Annotated in this window: 12 protein-coding genes, 1 tRNA gene and 1 riboswitch; of the genes, 5 read left to right on the top strand and 8 right to left on the bottom strand. The window is 72.0% G+C overall.

Annotated elements, in window-relative coordinates; translation table 11 throughout:
* Nucleotides 1–128 precede the first annotated feature (128 nt).
* Both E4P40_RS01140 and E4P40_RS01135 read right to left on the bottom strand, forming a co-directional pair.
* On the bottom strand, nt 129–791 hold the full coding sequence (locus E4P40_RS01140) for a VTT domain-containing protein (protein WP_135156788.1): 663 nt from the start codon (nt 789–791) through the stop codon (nt 129–131).
* Between the two features lie 32 nt (nt 792–823).
* A complete protein-coding gene (locus E4P40_RS01135; protein ID WP_245160078.1) occupies nt 824–2,056 on the bottom strand; it encodes a M23 family metallopeptidase in 1,233 nt (410 codons plus the stop codon).
* Nucleotides 2,057–2,067: 11 nt separating this feature from the next.
* Nucleotides 2,068–2,227: riboswitch (cyclic di-AMP (ydaO/yuaA leader) on the bottom strand.
* A 195-nt stretch (nt 2,228–2,422) separates the two neighbouring features.
* Here E4P40_RS01135 and E4P40_RS01130 point away from each other — a divergent pair.
* Nucleotides 2,423–2,496: transfer RNA gene (locus tag E4P40_RS01130), tRNA-Ile, on the top strand.
* Between the two features lie 16 nt (nt 2,497–2,512).
* Here the strand turns inward: E4P40_RS01130 and E4P40_RS01125 are convergent.
* The 3 genes from E4P40_RS01125 to E4P40_RS01115 all read right to left on the bottom strand — a co-directional run bounded on the left by E4P40_RS01125 (nt 2,513) and on the right by E4P40_RS01115 (nt 8,316).
* The gene (locus tag E4P40_RS01125; RefSeq protein WP_135156786.1) at nt 2,513–3,661 is read right to left on the bottom strand and encodes a site-specific integrase; all 1,149 of its coding nucleotides are present in this window, start codon (nt 3,659–3,661) and stop codon (nt 2,513–2,515) included.
* A 227-nt stretch (nt 3,662–3,888) separates the two neighbouring features.
* A complete protein-coding gene (gene mobF / locus E4P40_RS01120) occupies nt 3,889–7,518 on the bottom strand; it encodes a MobF family relaxase (RefSeq protein ID WP_135156784.1) in 3,630 nt (1,209 codons plus the stop codon).
* Nucleotides 7,519–7,788: 270 nt separating this feature from the next.
* Entirely contained in the window at nt 7,789–8,316 is a 528-nt protein-coding gene (locus E4P40_RS01115) for a MarR family transcriptional regulator (protein WP_135156782.1), read from the bottom strand.
* 101 nt (nt 8,317–8,417) lie between these two features.
* Here E4P40_RS01115 and E4P40_RS01110 point away from each other — a divergent pair, with 101 nt between their 5' ends.
* The 4 genes from E4P40_RS01110 to E4P40_RS01095 all read left to right on the top strand — a co-directional run bounded on the left by E4P40_RS01110 (nt 8,418) and on the right by E4P40_RS01095 (nt 12,189).
* Nucleotides 8,418–8,987: an NADPH-dependent F420 reductase gene (locus tag E4P40_RS01110; RefSeq protein WP_209305155.1), complete on the top strand. Its 570-nt coding sequence runs from the start codon at nt 8,418–8,420 to the stop codon at nt 8,985–8,987.
* 186 nt (nt 8,988–9,173) lie between these two features.
* Nucleotides 9,174–10,085: a class III extradiol ring-cleavage dioxygenase gene (locus E4P40_RS01105; protein WP_135156778.1), complete on the top strand. Its 912-nt coding sequence runs from the start codon at nt 9,174–9,176 to the stop codon at nt 10,083–10,085.
* Between the two features lie 79 nt (nt 10,086–10,164).
* Complete coding sequence (locus E4P40_RS01100) at nt 10,165–11,028, top strand: SDR family oxidoreductase (RefSeq protein WP_135156776.1); 864 nt, start codon at nt 10,165–10,167, stop codon at nt 11,026–11,028.
* 60 nt (nt 11,029–11,088) lie between these two features.
* Nucleotides 11,089–12,189: an LLM class flavin-dependent oxidoreductase gene (locus E4P40_RS01095; RefSeq protein WP_135156774.1), complete on the top strand. Its 1,101-nt coding sequence runs from the start codon at nt 11,089–11,091 to the stop codon at nt 12,187–12,189.
* A gap of 418 nt (nt 12,190–12,607) precedes the next feature.
* On the opposite strand, the gene E4P40_RS01090 is transcribed toward E4P40_RS01095, so the two are convergent.
* The 3 genes from E4P40_RS01090 to E4P40_RS01080 form a co-directional block, all read right to left on the bottom strand.
* The gene (locus E4P40_RS01090) at nt 12,608–13,399 is read right to left on the bottom strand and encodes an alpha/beta fold hydrolase (protein WP_166486488.1); all 792 of its coding nucleotides are present in this window, start codon (nt 13,397–13,399) and stop codon (nt 12,608–12,610) included.
* Nucleotides 13,400–13,509: 110 nt separating this feature from the next.
* The gene (locus tag E4P40_RS01085) at nt 13,510–14,727 is read right to left on the bottom strand and encodes an alpha/beta hydrolase (protein ID WP_135156772.1); all 1,218 of its coding nucleotides are present in this window, start codon (nt 14,725–14,727) and stop codon (nt 13,510–13,512) included.
* A complete protein-coding gene (locus E4P40_RS01080) occupies nt 14,720–15,244 on the bottom strand; it encodes a flavin reductase family protein (RefSeq protein WP_135156770.1) in 525 nt (174 codons plus the stop codon). Before E4P40_RS01080 ends, E4P40_RS01085 begins: the two co-directional genes overlap by 8 nt.
* Nucleotides 15,245–15,276: the final 32 nt, after the last annotated feature.

Raw genomic sequence — 15,276 nt, 5'->3', positions numbered from 1 at the left:
GAACCACGAGGGACCTCCTGGGGTCTGGCTGGGTGCTTGGCGGCTCCCAAACCGAACCCGGAGGTCCCTCCTCACATCAAGCTCTGCCTCGACCAGAGGCCCTGCACCAACGTGTCCGACCAGTACAGCTAGGACGCCGCGGGCTCCCGCCGGCGCCACGCCAGCAGCGCCCAGCCACCCAGCAGCAGGACGGCGACGGCGCCGGACACGAGGGTGAGGACGCCGGCCCGCTCGGCGAGCACCCCCGCCGACGCCCCGATGCCCACCTGCACGACCGTGCTGGGCACCAGGCCGAGGGCGGTCGCCAGCGCGTAGGGCGCCCATCGGATCGCCGTGAGCCCCGCGCCGTAGCTGAGGACGACGAACGGCATCACGGGCAGCAGCCGCCCGGCGAGCACGGCGACGAACCCGCGCTCGGTCACGAGCTCGTCCACGCGGGCCAGCCGGCGACCGCCCAGCCGGGTCGCGGCCGCCCGGCCCAGGGTCCTGCTCAGCCCGAAGGAGGCGAGCCCGGCGAGCAGGCCTCCGGCGAGGGCGAGCGCGAGCCCGGGACCGAAGCCGAGGACGACGCCGACGAGCACCGAGACCGCCGTCCGGGGCACGGGCGCCATCAGTACGAGCGCCACGCCGAGGACCATCCCGGTCCACGCCGCTCCCCCCGCCCCGTCCACCCATGTCCGGACGGCGTCGACCCGCGGCAGCCCGAGCGTCGCGGCGAGCACGGTCGCGGCGGTCAGGAGCAGCCCGAGGACGGCGGCCCGCAACCACACGCCGTCCTCCGCCGTCCTCACCGGGTCATCCTCGCCGGTACGGCGGACGGCGCTCAGCAGCCCCCGCCGAGGGAGATGCCCCGGGCGGTCAGCCACGGCACGGGGTTCCCACGGTTCACGTACAGCCCACCGGTGTGCACCTCGAAGTGCAGGTGCGGACCGGTCGACTGACCCCGGTTGCCCACCTCGGCGATCTGCTGACCCGTCGTCACGGTCTGGCCCATGGACACGAACATCTGGTTCACGTGGCCGTAGAGGGTGATGGTGCCGTCGCCGTGCCGGACGGCGACGGCGAGTCCGAAGCCGCTCGCCGGACCTGCCGCGACGACGACCCCGCCCTCCGGGGCATAGATCGGGGTGCCGATCGGTGCGGCGATGTCGATGCCGGCGTGCAGGGTGCCCCAGCGGGCGCCGTAGCAGGAGGTGACCCGGCCGCTGGTCGGGGCGACCGCGCTCCCCGCCGCGGAGATCGTGCTGGCGGTCGCGGCGGCCTGCTGGGTGGCCCATGAGGCGGCCGGGTTCGTCGCGCCGCGGAGGGTCAGGAGACGGATCTCCGCCTCCTTGAGCTGCGCGTCGAGGGCGGCCTTCTCGGCGGCGACGGCGTCGAAGGTGCCCTGGGCGGCGGCGAGGTGGGCGTTGGCTGCCGCCTCGGCCTCCGCGGCCGTGGCGAACAGCCGGTCGCGCTCGGCCACCGCGGCCTTGGCGGCCCGGTCGGCATTCGCCTCCTGCGCCTCGACGTCCTGAAGCTGCTCGAGCTGCTCGGTGCGCTCGTCCCCGAGCACCTCGAGGGTGGCCGCCTGCTGCAGCAGTTCGGCGGGGCTGTCGGCGTCCAGGAGGAGGGCGACGTCGCCGAATGTGTCGTCGCCGCCCATGTAGGCCTCCCGGCCGATGGTCGAGACCTCGTCCTGCGTCTCGTCCACGGCGCCCCGGACGGCAGCCAGCTCGTCGGCGGCCGCCTGGGCGTCGGCCTGGGCTGCGGCGAGCGCGGCGTGCGCGGTGAGCGCCTCGCCGCTGGCCGCCTCGGCCTCGATCGTCATCCGCTGCAGCGTCTCCTCGGCCTCGGTGACGCGGGCCGTGATGGCGGCGACCTCGGCGGCGGCCGCGTCGTGGGCGGACTGGGCGTCCTCGACGGTGCCGTCGCCCGGTGCTGCGGCGGCGGTCGGGGTGCTGAAGAGGGCGGCTGCGGTCAGGCCCGCGACGAGGGTCAGGCGGCGGAGGCGCCGGCGGGGAGGGCGCTGGAAATGCGGTCGGGCATGGCTGAGCTCGGTCTGGTGCAGGGTCGCCAAGGCGACGCGTCTCCGTTCTTCGCGACCGCCTACCGAGTTAGCTGACGGGTTCGGGCCGGAAGTCGCCCTACGCGCGCTGCGTCCCCGAACGCAGGCGCGATTCACCCCAGGGGATCGATGGGTCCCCGGTCCGCGCGACCATCAGGCGGCGCGGTTCGGCGGGGTCCGCCCGAAGCCCTCGGGTTCGAGAGCAGGAACGCGGCCGGACCGGGATCGAAAGTACGGCGCCCTCCGCCGAATGTCACGGCGAGATAACAAAGCGCACGTCAGGTCACAGAGACCGCGCAGGGCCGCTTCACCGGCGGCGGATCTGCGCTCGGACTACCCTCCGAGCCGGACCCTGGGTCTGGCAGGCTGGCGGCTGACGGGGCGGTAGCTCAGCTGGTCAGAGCATGGGACTCATAATCCCTGGGTCGTGGGTTCGAGCCCCACCCGCCCCACCGACGTATTGGCTGCTCAGACGCTTGCAGGGGCAGCATCGAATTCGCCGATCTTGCCTCGCGCCCACAAGACGCCCACACGACGCTCCGTGATGTGGGCGTCGTGGGCGGCGTCCATGCGTTCGGCGAGGGCGCCGAGCTCGTCGTCGAAGAGCCCGGAGTAGACGTCGAGGGTCATCGCCGCCGAGGCATGACCGAGCATGCGCTGGACCGCTTTGACGTTGGCCCCGCTCGCCACGAGAAGGCTGGCGGCGGTGTGCCGGAGGTCGTGCGGGCTGAGATCCGGAAGACCCGCAGTCTCGGCCGCGGGGTCGAAGATCCGCCGTCGGAAGTTGCCGGAGCGCAGTACCGCGCCCTCGGGCGAGGTGAGGACGAGGTCGTCCGGCCCCTTGCTCTCGCACCGCCTCGCCAGCGGTTCGACGAGAGTTCCTGGGATCGGCACAGTTCGCTGCTGGTGGGTCTTCGGGCTGCCGTACTGGACGGTGCCACCGACCTCGGTGGCGCTTTCCGCGACGACAAGCCGCTTGCGGAGAAAGTCGACGCGGCGTACCCGGAGAGCGGCCATCTCACCGAAGCGCAGCCCGGTGTAGGCCAACAGGCGGACGACGTCGCCGTGCTCCCCCGCTGCCTCTGCAAGCCGCTCCACCTGCTCACGGGTGAGGAACCGGGGCTCGGCACGCCGCGCCCGCGGCAACGGGACGCCGGTGGCCGGGTTGCGCGGGATGCGCCCGTCGCGCACCGCCAGGGTCAGGATGAGCGCGAGGACCCGGTGTGCCTGACGCACACTGGCCGGCGCAAGCTTCTCGGCCATCTCGGCCACCCACGCGGCGACGTCGCCGTGGGTGACGTCGGCCAGCCGGTGCTGACTCCAGCGCGGCAGGATCTGCGAGCGCAGCAGCGAGCGATAGCGGTAGAGAGTGCTCGGCTTCAGCCCGGTCTGGGCGGCCAGCCACTGCTCCGCCCACGCCTCGACCGTGATGCGGCCGCGCTCTGGCGCCGTCCACGTCTGCGTGACCAGCGCCGCGGTCTGCTCGTCGAGCCAGTGCTGGGCGTCGACCTTGCGCTTGCAGCGCTTCTCGTGCTGCCGCCCGCCGGCGTCGCGGTACCGCGCGCGGTAGCGCTTCGTACCGTCGCTGATCACGATCGTGGAAATGGAGCCCGCCATGCGAGGACAGTGCCCACAAGATATCCCTGCGTCAATGGGGACTGTGGGTATCGACTACAGACAGGAGGGCTTGCTGCCGGAAGGGGCCTCACATCGGGCAATGCGAGTCCTCGCCGCCCGATCTCCCGCACGTGTCCGGGCTCGCCTCCTGCCGCGCTTGCCCGGCGGGGCACGCACATCCGCTCGCACCCCTTGCAGCGAGGTCGATTCCCGGGGGTGGCCGAGGTTCACCGCCCGACACCCGGGCCGGTGTCGGGGTGCGGCGCGAGGAGTGAGATCGGCTTGAGGTCCGGTGGTGGGGTGCCAAGTCCAGATCGGATATGTGGATTGTCCGTCCGGGCTCGATGGTCTTCGGCGTCGTGCCGGGCACGCCAGCGCGCGCGCTCCCGGGTGAGGAGATCCGCCGGCTGGCTGTGCAGGGCCGGCTCGGCCCGCAGCTGCGCGACGCGTGTCCGGACGACGGCGAGCTGTTGCTCGGTGGCGGCGACGTCCCGCTCGGCGTCGGCCACGTGCGCGTCCGGGTCGAAGGGATGGCCGATCGCGTCGAGGCGTGCACGCCGGTCGTCGCGCTGTCGGCGGGCCTGCACCAGCTCCCTCCGGGCGCGGCCGTGAGCCGTCTGGGCGAGATCGACTTCGGCGGTTAGCCGCCTGTGCTCGGGGCGGGCCGACTCGGCGTGGCGCCGGGCGTGGTCGTCGAATGCGGCCCGCAAGCGCGCGCGGTCGTCGGCCGAGACGGCGAGGGTGGCGAGCCCACGGGGGTCGGTGGGCATCGCCGGGAAGTAGGGCTGCCAGGTGTCGGCCCAGTCGGCGAGCTGCTCGGCGGCACGGGCGACGGCCGCCCGCCGGAACCCGAGACGGCCCGGGCCATTGAGCACGGCCTGCGCGGCTTCCCGAGCTTCCTCGCGCTGGACGTCCCAGGCGGTGAGCAGCCTGTTTCGGAGGCGAGCGGCCTGGACCGCGATGGCGGCGGCGCTGTCGTCGGCACGCTGCTGGGCATGGGCGACCGCGGTGGCCGTCTGCTCCGAGGTGACCTCCAGGGCGGTGAGCCGGTCGGCGCGGTCGACCTCGAGCGCGGCTATCGAGCGGAAGAGGTCGCGGCGCGACGTGGCGAGGGCGAGCCGGTCGAGGCAGCGCTGCTCTGCCGTCCACGCCACGTGCAGGTCGGCAACCGCCTGATCCAGCGGCCGGGATGGCGCGTAGCGGGCGACCTCCCGGGCGGCGAGCCCGGCGGCGTGGGCGGGGCCGAGGTCGGCCCGATCCCGGGCGAACACGGCGACCCACTGCTCCCGCGCCTCGTCGGCGTCGGTGGCGACGAGGTGGGCGGTGTTCGCGGTTCGGCCGCGGGTCATCCCGACGTAGCAGGAGGAGGCGCCGGTCTGCTCACCTATCACCACGTGCGACGCCGTAACAGTGTCGCCCTGCACGCCGTACGCGGTGGTGGCGTAGGCGAGCTCGACGTGTTCGGTGACGTAGTCCGCGGGCAGTACCCGGATCCCTGGGCCGGCCGGGGTGACACCGCCGGACCCGTTCCCGGGGACGGTCCCGGTGGGGGTGACGGCAGGGGTGACGAGCAGCCCGCCGCGGCGGCCGACCGCGGTGACGACCCAGACGTCGCGATTGGCGACGTCGAGGTGGCGGTCGTTGCGGCGGGTGGCGATCCGGTCCCCGGCGCCGATCCGCTCGCCGGCGCCGGTGACGGCCAGCGTCCGGTCATCGACCCGGCCGGCGGTGACCAGCCGTTCGCGGATGGCGTTGTTGAGTTCGGCGGCCTGGTCGCGGGTGTCCACCACCACGGCCACCCGGCGGCCTGCGGCATATGACGAGGCGGCGGCGGCGGTGGCCAGCGTGTCCTGCCGCGCGGCGGCGTCGGGGTGCAGCTTGATCTCGCCGCGGGCGAGGAGGGCGTCGAAGACGGTGCCGGGGTCCTCGCCGGTGCGCATGGCCAGGGTCAGCTCGGCGTAGCCGGTGTCGGGTGTTGTGCGGCCCTCCTGTTCGGTTCGGGTGAAGCGGTGCACCCCGTCGAGGGTCAGGTGCGCCGCAGGGTCGACTGCGTCGGCGGCGAGGTCCAGGACGCCGCCGCGGCCGACCGCGGACAGCTGGTGCCGGTCGCCGAGCAGCGCCACCCGGACCTGGCACTCGTCGGCGACAGTCAGCAGGGCGCGGGCGGTGTCCTGATCGACCATGCCGGCCTCATCCACCAGCAGCAGATCGCCGGACCGCAGCCGCGCGGCCTCGCTCGGCCCGGCGTAGACCCGGCCGGTCGCCGGATCGTCCTCGCCGACGGCGAGCCGGGTCCAACGCCCCTCGTCGTTCCAGCGCCAGCCGTGCCCGAAGGCCAGGGACGCGGCCGATCCGGCGGCCGTCCCCAGCTCGCCGGCGGCCACCTTGGCCGCCTTCCGTGTGGGGGTCACCACCACCAGCCGGCGGCCCCGCGCCTCGAGCAGGTCGCGGGTGGCGGCCAGCGTGGTGGTCTTGCCCGCCCCGGCGGCGCCCTCGACCACCACCAGGGGCCGGTCGCCGGCGAGCGAGGCGACCGCCGCGGCTTGGCCGGCATCCAGCCGGCCGGCGGCGGCCGCGCGCTCGACCGGGAGTACCAGGTCGGTGTCCGATACGGCACGCGCGGCGAGCCGGGTGGTCAGGTCCGCTTCGACGTCGAGCACCGTCTGCGAGGTCCAGGCGCGGATGTGCTCGGGCACCCCGTCGCGGTCCAGCAAGGGCAGGCAGCGCTGCAGGGCGCGGGCGGTGAGGTCTTCGGCCAGCTCGATGCGCACCCCGGCGTCGGCGACGACCCCGCCCGCGGCGATCAGCCGCTCGGCCTCACCGCGGACGTCGGCGGCGTTCCACGCCGACCGCCCGGCCGCGAGCCGGGCCAGCGCGCGCTGCACCAGCTGTTCTCGATCGAGGGCCCCGACCGGGGTGGGAGCCAGGTCGACCGGCCTGCCCGGGTCGCGGTAGCCGAGGGCGGACAGCTCGGCCCGCCAGCGTTCCTCCAACCCGACCCCAGGCTGGGCAGTAACCTTGTCCGGGCGGCCGTCCGCCCACGCCCGGGCATCCCAGGCCCGCCGCAACGCAGGGCCGGGGGATTCACCAGGATGTGCTGCGGTCCATTCCCGTTCGTAGCGGTCCACATTCCGGGCGATCTGCGCGTGCCGCGCGCTGAACGGCCCCGTGTACTCGACAAGCTCCAGTATTTCTCCAGTACCGTCCTTTCGGTAGCCGTTCCGGGCGAAGGCGGCGTTCAATTCCGGGTCACACGCCATCGCGGCGTGCCCGATCCCGTTGATCGCGCCCAGGAAGTCGCGGACCCCAACGGTGTGCAGCCCGCGCCATTTCCCGGCGGCGAACACCCGGGACAGCAGCTGCAGGTGCAGATGCCAGTGGGGATCGTTCGCCCGGGAGGTGTAGTGCCGCACCGTCGCCGCCTCCAGCACCTCCAGCGCTACCTGCACCTGCCCGCCCCGCGGTCCCACGCGGGTGGTGGCGTGCTGCGAGAGCCAGCCGATGATCTGCCCGGCGGCGCGGTCCTGAGCCGCCTCGTACGCGAGGGCGATGTCCGGGTGCAACGCGGCGGCCAGTGACCAGGTCTTCGGGCCGTTGACCACCACCTCGACGAACCGAACGGCGTGCTCGTCGCCGCGCAGCTGCCCCCGCGGCTCGCCCGTCTCCGAGTCTCGGCCGGCCACCCAGGTCTCGTAGGTGTCCCCGGTCAGCGGCGCCAACTCGGCCACCCGACCGTCGGTGACGGTGTAGCGGCGGGCGAGGCCGGTGCCCTCGGAGAGGTAGTAGTCATCCGCCCGGCCGCGGTCGGCCTCCACGTAGTGCCGGGCAGCCGCAGGTGCGCCGGCATAGATCTTCATTCCGCCGTGCATATTCAACGCCACCCGACAATGACCAATGAGTCACCCCTAGAAACGCCGGCGGGGCCCCGCGAAGCGGGGCCCCAACTACCTCTGAAGGTAGCATTCGTGCCGTTCTTTAGTAAGCGCTTGAGAGCAGACGATAGGTGCTTTCGGCCCTCGGCCGCATGATCGAGAATGGCTGAACTCCAGCTCCGGCTGCACGTGCGGGTCGGCGGAGACGATCCGCAAATGACCGCGCGCGTCCTCGCGCTCGACTCCCTCCAGCCGTCAGCCGGCGGCAGCCTGCCCCTCGACCCCGTCTTCGGGATGGTCGTAACGGGTGTAGGTCGCGGCCATCGACCCGGTGGGGTCGAGCCGGGCGAGCAGCGCGTCGCCGATGGTGGCGAGCTGGTCGATCTGCTCGTCGGTGAGCGCGTCGATGACGTGCTGCCGAACGTTGATCACGTGGCCGGGGGCCGCCTCCTGCAGCTTGGCCCATCCCGCCTCGGTGAGGCGTGCGTTGGTCGCCCGCCGGTCCTCCGGACAGGCGCAGCGCGCCAGGAGTTCCCGGGCCTCCAGGCGGCTCACCACGTGGGAGAGCCGGGGCAGCGTGGCGTTGGTCTGCCGGGCCAGCTCCGTCATCCGCAGGGTCCGGCCGGGCGCCTCGGAGAGCATCGCCAGGACGTGATACTCGAATTCGGTCAGGTCGGCGTCCCGGCGCAGCTGCGCGTCGAGAACGGCGGGCAGCAGCTCCAGCACGCCACGAAGACGGATCCAGGAGCGCAGCTGGCGCCGGTCGAGCCACGGGGTGTCCACGGTCACATCGTTGGTCGGAATGGTTGTCGCAACAAGTTCGCTCTACCCAGCACGAACGTTGTAGCAACAACCAATCATCCCTGGAGGACGTTATGGCACGCGTGAGCATCATCGGTACCGGCAACATGGGACAGGCCATCGCCGGCATCGTCAGCAAGAGCGGCAACCAGCTCGAGGTGATCGGGGAGAACGACACCGAGAAGTCGGTCACCGGCGACGTCGTCGTCCTCGCCGTCCCCTACGGCGCGGTCACCGACATCGTTGCTACGCGCGGCGAGCAGTTGGCCGGCAAGGTCGTCGTCGACATCACCAACCCGCTGGACTTCGCGACCTTCGACTCCCTGGTCGTCCCGGCCGACGGCTCCGCCGCCGCCGAGATCGCTGGCGCACTGCCGCAGTCGCGCGTGGTCAAGGCGTTCAACACCACCTTCGCCGCCACTCTGGCCTCCGGCAGCGTCGGAGGGCAGCAGCCCACGACCGTGCTGATCGCCGGGGACGACGCCGACGCCAAGTCGCTGCTGGCCGGGATCGTCACCGCCGGCGGCCTGCGCGCGATCGACGCCGGCTCGCTGCGTCGCGCCCGGGAGCTCGAGGCGCTCGGCTTCCTGCAGCTGACCCTGGCTGCCGGCGAGAAGATCGCCTGGACCGGCGGGTTCGCGGTCATCTCCTGACGACCGCCCCCTCACGGGGTCACCACAGCGGGTGGGGCGGCGCGGGCCGGCCAGGTCCTCGCCGCCCCAGCCCGTCGGCGCCTGACACAAGGGCCGCCCGGAAGCCCGCACCATGCGATGGCTCCACACCGGTCGCTCCCCTGACCCCCAACTCGACCCACCCGCCACGGCCACCGAGGAGCCCGCATGAGCGCGCCCGTTCCCACCACGACCGCCGTCGCCGACGCCCGGATCCCGGCCGCGCACCCCTTCGCCGTCCACCTGCGCCGCGCCGAGTCCCTCGAGGCCGAGCAGCCGCACCGGCTCTGGACGCCGGCAGACGGGCCGCTGCCCAGCCTCTACCTGAGCCACGGCGGCGGACCGCTGCCCTTCGAGGACGACCAGTGGCTCTCCCCGCTGCACACCTGGGCCCGCGACCTGCCCAAGCCGAAGGCGATCGTGGTCGTCTCGGCGCACTGGGAGTCCGCGCCGCTGTCGGTCAGCGCCGCCCGGCCCGACGAACTCGTCTACGACTTCGGCGGGTTCTACCCGCTCTACTACACGTTCCGCTACGACACCCCCGACGCCGGCGACCTGGCCCGTCAGGTGACCGGCCTGATGCCGGACACCGAGCACGTGCACGAGCACACCCGGCGCGGCCTCGACCACGGCGCCTGGGTACCGCTGAAGATCATGTACCCCGGTGCCGACGTCCCGGTACTGCAGCTGAGCCTGCCCACCGACGACCCCGACGCCCTCCTCTCCCTCGGCGAGCGGCTGCGCCCGCTGCGCGAACAGGGCGTGCTCGTCGTCGGCTCGGGCCACATGACCCACGGCCTGCCGTTCCTCACCCGGGAGATGTTCACCGAGAACACGGTGCCCGGCTGGTCGGCCGACTTCGACACCTGGGCGGCCGACGCCCTGGCCCGCGGCGCGGTCGACGAGCTGGCCCGCTTCCGCACCGCCGCGCCGGGCATGCCCTACGCCCACCCCACGGTGGAGCACTTCACCCCGCTGTTCGTCACCCTGGGCGCCTCCACCGATCCCACCGCCCCGGTGGTGACGACCGTCGACGGCTACTCCGTCGGCTTCTCCCGGCGCTCCTTCCAGGCCGCGTGAGCGGCCCGGACTCCACCAGCACGCCGCCGCCCAGCAGGTCCCACGGCGGCCCCACACCCCCACCGAAGGAGCACACCCCATGTCCATCATCGTCACCGGCGCCACCGGCCACCTCGGCCGCCTGGCCGTGGAGGGCCTGCTGGCCCGCGGCGTCCCCGCCGAGCAGATCGTCGCCACCGGTCGCCGCATCGACACCCTCACCGACCTCCAGCAGCGCGGCGTCACCGTCCGGCGCGCCGACTACACCGACCCGGCCTCGCTCCGCGCCGCATTCGCCGGAGCGAAGCAGGTGCTGCTGGTCAGCAGCAGCGAGGTCGGCCAGCGCCTGCCGCAGCACCGCAACGCGATCACCGCCGCGAAGGACACCGGCGTGGGCCTGATCGCCTACACCAGCCTCACCCGCGCCGACACCTCGACCCTGCTGCTCGCGGACGAGCACCGCGGCACCGAGCAGGCCCTCGCCGAGTCCGGCGTGCCGCACGTGCTGCTGCGCAACGGCTGGTACACCGACAACTACACCGACCAGCTGCCCACCTACCTGCAGCACGGCATCGTCGGCTCCGCCGGCACCGGCCAGGTCAGCGCCGCCACCCGTGCCGACTACGCCGAGGCCGCCGCCGCCGTGCTCACCACCGACGGGCACGAGGGCGCGGTGTACGAGCTCGGCGGCGAGCCGTTTGCCATGCCCGAGCTCGCGGCGGCGGTGTCCGCGGCCACCGGGCAGGACGTGACCTACACCGACGTGCCGGTCGAGCAGTACACCCGCATCCTGGTCGACGCCGGCCTGCCCGAGCCGGTCGCCGCGGTCTACGCCGACGGCGACCGCGGTGCGGCCGACGGCGAGCTCTACGTCGAGGGCAACGACTTGGACAAGCTCATTGGCCGCGCTCCGACCTCGCTGACCGACGCCGTCACGGCGGCCGTCGCCCGCCTGCGCGCCTGATCCCGCCCGCTCCAGGGTTCCGATACCGGAGCCCTGGAGCCCGTCCGCCACGGAGCTCCCATGACGTCGCCTTTCGAGATCGGGTTGTTCACCTTCGGCGAGATCACCGCCGATCCCGCCACCGGCCGCCCGCTGGACCCGGCCGTGCGGCTGCGCGAGTTCATCGACCTCGCCGTCCTCGCCGACCAGGCAGGGCTCGACGTGTTCGGTGTCGGGGAGCACCACCGCCCCGACTTCGCCATCGCCTCACCGCCCGTCGTGCTCGCCGCGATCGCGCAGGCCACGTCACACATCCGACTCACGAGCACCGTCACCGTGCTGTCCACGGCCGATCCGGTGAAGGTGTTCGAGGACTTCACCGCCCTCGACCTCCTCTCCGGCGGCCGCGCCGAGATCGCCGCCGGCCGCGGCGCCTACACCGAGTCCTTCCCGCTGTTCGGCCACGACCTCGCCGACTACGACTCCCTGTTCGACGAGAAGCTCGAACTGCTCCTGCAGCTCAACCGGCACGAGAAAGCGACCTGGTCCGGGCGGCACCGCCCTCCGCTGCAGGACGCCGGGGTCTACCCGCGGCCGGTCCAGAAGCAGCTGCCCGTGTGGGTCGCCGTCGGCGGGACGCCGGCCAGCGTCGTCCGGACCGGCCGCCACGGTCTGCCGCTGTACCTGGCCATCCTCGGCGCGCCGGCCCGGTTCGCACCGCTCGCCGAGCTCTACCGGCGCACAGCCACCCAGCACGGCGTCGACCCGGGCAGCACCCGCATCGGCGTGACCAGTCACTTCTACGCCGAGCCGACCTCCCAAGGGGCGCGGGAGACCTTCTACCCGTACTACTCCAGCTACATCAGCGACAACATGCCCAGCGCCCGCGGGCACGCGTTGCCGCGGGAGGCGTTCGAGGAGTGGGCCGGACCGCGCGGCGCGCTGTTCGCCGGCAGCCCGGCCGAGATCGTGGACAAGATCCTCTGGGAGCACGAACTCCTCGGCCACGACCGCTTCCTCGCCCAGATCGGCCTCGGTGGCCTGCCCTTCGCCGCCACGGCGCAGTCGATCGAGCTGCTGGCCACCGAGGTCCTCCCCGCTGTCCGGCAGGCCCTCGCTCGGCCCGCCGCGACCGGACGAACTGCCCGCGAGACGACCGAAGGCCCAGGCGGAGCCCCGTAAGCGTCCACTACGACCAAGTGCCCTCTCGCCGCCGCCAGAGCGCCGGCGCTGAGGCAATCGGAAGGCACGGCCTCGACCTGATTCCCCATCGACCAGCGGAAACACTGCTCAAGGAACCCACCCTTCCAAGCTGACTGTGCGGGTTCGATTCCCGTCACCCGCTCCACCGCGGTGTCGCGGGACACTTTCCCAACCGCGGCGCTGCAGCGCCTGGCCGGCGCGGTCTTGGTCGACGCCCACGACAAATAGCAAGGCTCCGACCGGGCCTGATGCATCCGAACGGCGCCTCGGCCCAGTTCACGGTCGGTGCGCTGGTCCGTCAAGCGGTCGATGACGGATCCGGCGACGGCCAGAGACGATTGAGTTACGGCGTGAGGGCGTTGGGCCGACGCCGCCCCTGGCGGATGCCGCTGGCCGGTCAGCCCGCCGCAATCGACGTCGTAACGAATTCCCGAAAATGCATCAGCACCGCGGCCGGTTGCTGTTCAGGGATCCAGTGCCCACTGGGCTGGACACGCAGAACTCGCGGCCGGACCGCGATCCGGCTCGCCTGGCGCGACATCTCCGCGTGTGTAGCTGCATCCGCGAGGGCGAGGTACGGAATCGTGAGCGGGCCACTCGCGAAGAACCGCTCGTTGTCCACCATGTCGATGGGGAACTGCCGGTACCACTCCAAGGTGGCGGTCAGTGCGCCGGGTGCGGCATAGGCCCGCACGTAGACACCACGGTCGAACGCGCCGATGGAGGAGGTGTCGTAGTTGGTACCGGGATCGTGCCGATCGATGCGGTGGTCGATGTAAAAGGCCAGGTTGTCCCCGATGAGCCGGTCGGCGACGTCCTCGACCATGTGAAGGGCCCACCACCACTTCCACGGCTGCGCGCCGAACAGCCGGTAGTCCAAGCACGTCGCGTCCGGCACCTGCGCCGACATGATGACTAAGTGACTGACCAGCTCCGGATACTGCGCGGCACAGGCATAGGCGACCTGGCCACCGATATCGTGTCCGACGACGGCAGCTCGCTCATGCCCGAGGGTGAGCACGAGAGTCGCGATGTCGTCCGCCATAGTCTTCTTGTCGTATCCCCCCGCGGTGATGGTTGATCCTCCGACTCCGCGCAGGTTGGGCGCAAGGACGGTGTGACTCTCGGCGAGGCCGAGCATGACATGTCGCCACACCCACCAGGTCTGCGGCCAACCGTGCAGGAGCACGACCGCGGGTCCGCTACCGCCCACGACCGCGTGAATCACTCCGTCCTGGGTCGAGACGGCGACGCCACGGAACCCACGTGGGGGTTCCGGGTGCACAGGCACGGGCGCCGTCATGACGGTGCTCGCCCGTCGGTATCGATCCCTGTCACATCTTCGGGCGCTGTCACAGCCTCGGGCGGCCGCCGGAGACCGCGGAAGGGGCGCACGACCTCCGTTCCGTCCGCGCGGCGGATCAGCACGTTGCGCGGCCCTTTTCCCGTCCAGCTCAGCAATACCGACACCGGCTTGCCGCGTTCCAGGTACACGCGGCCTGCAAGCCTGGACATGGCCCGAGCTCGTGCCGATGTGGCGCGGGGCCGCTCGCAAGCGAACCTTCCGATCAGGTCGTAGGCCTCCCCCGCTGCGGAGCACACCCGATCGAAGCGGAAGAATCCGTGGATCATGCCTGGGAATCGGTGCAGCGTGACATCCACCCCCGCTTCCCCCAGGCGTGCGGCCCAGGCCTCCCCCTCATCCCGCAGCACATCATGTTCCGCGGTGATCACCAGGGTCCGCGGGAGGCCGCTCACATCGGTCCGATGCGCCGGCGAGAAGTCCGAGTCCACCGATCCGTACCGCGCGCCGAGGAAACTGCTCCAGTACCAGCGCATGGTGTCTGCGGTGAGGAAGTATCCGTTGGCGTAGCGCCGGAAGGACTCCGAGCTCATGGTCGCGTCGATGATCGGATAGACGAGCACCAGGGCCTCGATCGACGGCGATCCTCCGCCGTCACGGGCGGCGAATGCGACCAGGCTCGCCAGGTGACCGCCTGCGCTGTCCCCGGCGACGACCAGAGGGCCGCGCACTCCGTGCAGCTCGCCACCGCCCGAGGAGATCCACTCGGCAACGGCAACGCAGTCGGAGATCGCGGCCGGAAACGGGTGCTCCGGGGCTAGGCGGTAGTCGACGCTCACGACCGGAAGGCGGCATCGATTGGCCAGTGCGCGGCAGGCGGCGTCGAAGGATTCGATGCCGCCGACGACCCAGCCGCCCCCGTGCAGGTACATGAGGGCGCCGGGGCGGGCGCCCTGTGGTCGGTAGATCCGGATCGGGACCGGGCCGCCGTCGCCAGGGACGGCGAGGTCGATGACCTCGGCGACGTGCTCTCCCGTCCCGGACACCCACTCCACCGACCGGAGATGGGTACGCCGTGCCGCGACGTGCACTGGGACACCGCTGTCGGCCTCAACCTCGGGATCTGCGGCGAACATGTCCAGCACGACCTGCGCCTGCGGATTCAGGACGATCTGCTGGGACGCGCCGGAAAGGTCGGGATGCCTGTTAGGCATCGGCGACCTGCTCCCGCAGGTGGCGCAGGTTGCGCCCGAAGAAGACCGCGGGATCCCCGTCCGCCACCTCGGCTGCTACCACCCGTCCGATGAGGATGGTGTGATCGCCGGCCGGCAACCGCTGATAGGTCTCACAGGCCAGATAGGCGAGGGCGTCGGGAACCCGGAAGATCCCGAACGGGTCCGCGACGAAGGTGTCATCGAACTTGTCCTCGATCTTCGACGCGAAGCGGCGCGCGAGGTCCCAGTGATCGGGCCGAAGGATCGCGATACCAAACCTTTCCGTGGCCGCGAACACGTCGTGACAGCGGGCACCGACGTCGAGACAGGTCAGCACGAGTGGAGGGGCCGCGGAGACGGAGGCGAATGCACTCGCGGTGTAGCCGTGCGGTCGTCCGGATGGATCCCTGGTGGTGACCAGGGTCACGCCGCTGGGGAACCGACTCAGCGCCTCGCGAAAATTCCCCGGGTCCACCCCCTCGGTAACCGACCTGCCGCCGCCGTCCGTTGCATGCATTCCTGTCTCCTCTTCCATGGTCCAGTCGCCCA

Source organism: Blastococcus sp. CT_GayMR20 (assembly GCF_004570345.1).
Note: the sequence above shows the minus strand (reverse complement) of the source record. Positions and strands in the feature narration are given on the sequence as shown.